Annotated in this window: 2 protein-coding genes and 1 pseudogene; all 3 read left to right on the top strand. The window is 42.8% G+C overall.

The features are described 5' to 3' along the window. Positions 1 to 403, top strand: a pseudogene (gene rimO, locus A3763_RS28790) (30S ribosomal protein S12 methylthiotransferase RimO); the annotation flags it as partial. 710 nt (positions 404 to 1113) lie between these two features. Further along, on the top strand, positions 1114 to 2097 hold the full coding sequence (locus A3763_RS17040) for a helix-turn-helix domain-containing protein (protein ID WP_068507109.1): 984 nt from the start codon (positions 1114 to 1116) through the stop codon (positions 2095 to 2097). A gap of 123 nt (positions 2098 to 2220) precedes the next feature. Beyond that, positions 2221 to 3840 carry a GMC family oxidoreductase gene (locus A3763_RS17035; RefSeq protein ID WP_197475909.1) on the top strand — a complete coding sequence of 540 codons (1620 nt, stop codon included), beginning with the start codon at positions 2221 to 2223 and terminating at the stop codon, positions 3838 to 3840. Positions 3841 to 4077 lie beyond the last annotated feature (237 nt).

The following is a 4077-nucleotide window of genomic DNA, read 5'->3' as shown; positions in this document are numbered from 1 at the left end:
TCCGGGTGAAACAGAGCAAGATTTTCAGGAGCTATTGGACTTTTTAGAAGAGGCCCAGTTAGATCGTGTAGGTTGCTTTACGTATTCTCCTGTAGAGGGCGCGCCAGCAAACGTCTTGGCGAATCAGGTCCCCGAAGAAGTGAAGGAGAGTAGGCACAAAAGGTTTATGGAAAAGCAGGCTGAGATTAGTGCCGAACGTTTGCGAGCAAAGGTTGGTTCATTGCAATGGGTGATCATTGACGAAGTGGTTGAAGAAGGCGCGGTAGGTAGGAGCTCAGCAGACGCACCTGAAATAGATGGTAACGTCTTCATCGATGGAGCAACTCACCTATGTGTCGGTGACTTGGTTAAAGTAGAGGTCGAAGAGGTTGATGAGTATGATATGTGGGGGCGCTTGGTTTAGAAGGAGAGGCTTCTTTCTTCCTATATCTAAATCAACGAACTCTTTAATTAGGTGAAAAAGTCGGCACGCAATCTGACCTACTTAAATAGCGGTTTCGACTAGAGCCTAGAAATGCCCTGCCCAATCTTAGTCAGCAATGTGCCAATTTCAGACCTTGGCACTTGCTTCAAGGTTGGCCGAAACTTACTGATTCTGAATCGTCGATTGATATCGGGAATTGGTGATTAGCGGACATAATCAAGTTATCCAGACAAACGCAACTTAGACAATAAGCTGCTTATATCTTAGTGCTCTGCTTTAATCTTACTGCATGCCATTAGCTGATGCTGAAACAGCAGTAGATTCAAACTGTCATCCTTCCTCCCAAGCAGAAATCGCCCATGCAACGCTGTTAAAAAATAAAACCATTAGATCTTCGACTCATTAGATCTTCGACTCATTAGGTCTGTTAGTCGCTGAAGTGTGATGCGCCTTTTAATTCTAGTATCCAGATAAATTTGTTTTGGCATTACTACTGTAGAAAAACAAGCTAGCCTGCACTCTATAACGCTAAGTGGTATGGATCTATCGAACCTAAACTATCCGGACCTAGGAAACGGAGCTTTACGCGGAAGGGGCGTTCAGTTCTTCTAAGTTTTTGTGTATTTTCATTGCATTTGAACTAGCTTGCGGCTAGCTTATAAAGATAAAACTAAGCATCAATTTAGCCTATGAACCCTGAACTTCTGTCTGCTACTTATCTAAACCATTTCTCGCGCTATGCCGAAGAGCAAGGAATTGATCTACAACCTTTCTGGAAACAGGTTGATCACAACGAAAGCGAGCCCTTCATTAAAGTGGATACCTTGAAACAGCTTATTCACTATATGTGGAAAAAGGGGTGTCCGCGTTCGTTAGGATTGTTTGTCGGTAGGAACATCAGCTTGTCCAGTCATGGCCATGTAGGCTATGGCCTGTCGCATGCAACCAACCTGGAAGACAGCCTGGTATTTCTTTGTGAATATTACAAAATTCGCGCACAAATTCTCAGCTTCTATATCGAAGAGGATGAAGAGAACATCTATCTCTGTATAAAACCCCTTGCCGATTGGGGAGACATTGATGTTGTTCTTTATGAGACGATTGCTGCGCTGGTTTTCAACATTATCAAATTTGCTATTGGCTCAAAAGTAGAAGAATGCGTTCTGGAGCTGCCTTTCGAAGAGCCTGACTGGAGTGACTTATATGGATCGTGTTTGCCGAAGCGCATTCGTTATTCAGACGGAGTTTTGCGATATGGTATGCCATTGGAGTGGAAGGCGATCACCTGCGTTTCAGCAGATCCGGTTACTGCCGAAATGGCCGCTCAACAATGTAAGAATGAGCTTAATCGTTTACTGGAATCACGCACATTATCAGACAAAGTGAATGAACTAATTCTTTCGAGTGTTCAGTTTGAACTATCACTCGAGCAAACCGCCAAGACGCTTTATATGTCCAAGAGCACCTTAATCAGAAAACTGAAGCAAGAAGGTAAGACTTTCAAACTTCTAATGGAAGACGCCAAGAAAAAAAATGCTCAATACTTGCTGAAGAAAACAGATCAAAAGATAGATGTGATCGCTTTACAGCTTGGTTACGAAGATGTGTCGAATTTTGGGCGCAGTTTCAAACGCTGGTTTGGCTGCGCGCCATCACAGTATCGAGAAGGGTAAGGAAGTTTATCGTTATTGACACTTATTGACCTGTCCTTGGCAACTCCCGCCATTCTTAGGTGCTGAGCACTCAGTTAACATCACCCTCATGATAACCATATTGACTCTAGATTGGGTGACAAGATGTCAGAACTAATATACGACTACATCATTGTTGGCGCCGGTTCGGCGGGCAGTGTGCTTGCGAATCGCTTAAGCGAGAATGAAAAGAACTCGGTGCTGGTACTTGAAGCCGGACCTGAAGACAAAAGTCCAATGATTAAAATACCCGGAGCTTTTGCTTACTTTATGTATAGTAAAAAATATAACTGGGGCTATGAGTCTGAAGCCGTTGCCGACATTCGTAAGGGGCAACCAATGTTCTGCCCCAGAGGAAAAACCTTAGGCGGAAGTAGCGCCATCAACGCAATGGTCTATGTTCGAGGCGATAAATCTGATTATGATCACTGGGAAGCCCAAGGAAATAAGGGCTGGAAATTCGATTCAATGTTGCCCTATTTTAAAAAAGCCGAAACAAATGAGCGAGGATGCAATGACTACCACGGCAGCCAAGGTCCTCTTTATGTCTCAAACACACAAAATACTTACCCCTTGAATGAGTGCTTCCTAAAAGGTTCTGAGCAAGCGGGATACCCTTTAAATGACGATTTCAATGGGCCTCAATTTGAAGGTGTGGGCTATTATCAGTTTACAATCAAGAATGGCGAAAGGTGCGGTGTCTCACGGGCCTATTTAAAGCCTGCTCGTACTCGAAAAAATCTGCACATACAATGTGAAGCCTTAGTTAATCGAATTATTCTCGAAGATAAAGAGGCCAAAGGTGTGGTCTATTCGCAACGAGAAAAAGAGTATACCGCTCATGCTAAAAAAGAAGTTATTTTGTGTGGTGGTGCGTTTAACACACCACAAACTCTCATGCTGTCCGGGATCGGTGATAAGAAGGAGCTCGAGAAAGTAGGTATAGCTGTCGTTCATGATCTTCCAGGAGTAGGAAAAAACCTTCAAGAACATGTTGATGCTTGTGTATTGGTAAAAAGCAAGAAAAAAGACGGATTTTCTATTACGCCATCCGGGTTATTAAAAGCCTTGCCAGATGCTTTTAATTACTTTACTGCTAAAAAAGGTAATCTTGCTAATTCGATAACCCAATCTGGCGGCTTCTTGAAATCTGGTCCTTCTGTTGAGGTTCCTGATATTCAGCTGCACTTCGTACCACTTCTTTTTGATGATTGCGGCAGAGATCTTGGTTTACTTTCGCAACATGGTTACTCCCTACATGTGTGCGTACTCAGACCGGAAAGTCGTGGTCAACTAAGCTTAAAGTCTTTAGACCCTCGCGATCGAATCAAAATCGATTTTAACTTCCTCTCTCAAGAAAAAGATCAAAAAGTTTTGGTTGACGGCATTCGGGTCGCGCGAAAAATCCTAGCATCTGAAGCTTTTGATGATCATCGTGGCGACGAAGTTCACCCAGGAGCTGATATCACCTCCGATGCAGACATTCTGCAAGCGTGCAAAGATCGTTTAGGTCTGGTTTATCACCCCGTGGGTACCTGCAAAATGGGTAATGACGATATGTCTGTCGTTGACGACCAGTTGCGTGTTCATGGCATCTCAAAGCTACGAGTAGTCGACGCATCGATCATGCCCACTTTAATAAGCGGCAATACCAATGCACCTGTAATAGCGATTGCTGAAAAGGCATCCGACCTAATATTGTCACCATCAACCATGCTCAACTAAATGATGAGTACAAATCACTTTTGTGAGCAATAAGTCTATTACGTAATAAAATACACAACTTTTGAACATTAAACATTCAAATAGTACACAACATAAGCATAGTTAATCGTTCTTCAATAGATGTATCGTGAGTAGAAATTTTCGCCGCGCAGTTCATTTGTTTGCCTCTATTTTTATCGATTTAAACGTGCTTATGTTGTGTACTATTTGAATGTTAAATGTTCAAAAGTTGTGTAT

The organism is Oleiphilus sp. HI0128, assembly GCF_001635365.1.
This window is presented reverse-complemented; position numbering and strand designations above follow the sequence as displayed.

Bases quoted from the DNA above. Each gene is read 5' to 3' on its own strand.
- A3763_RS17040 (WP_068507109.1), top strand. From the start codon at position 1,114: ATGAACCCTGAACTTCTGTCTGCTACTTATCTAAACCATTTCTCGCGC.
- A3763_RS17035 (WP_197475909.1), top strand. From the start codon at position 2,221: ATGTCAGAACTAATATACGACTACATCATTGTTGGCGCCGGTTCGGCG.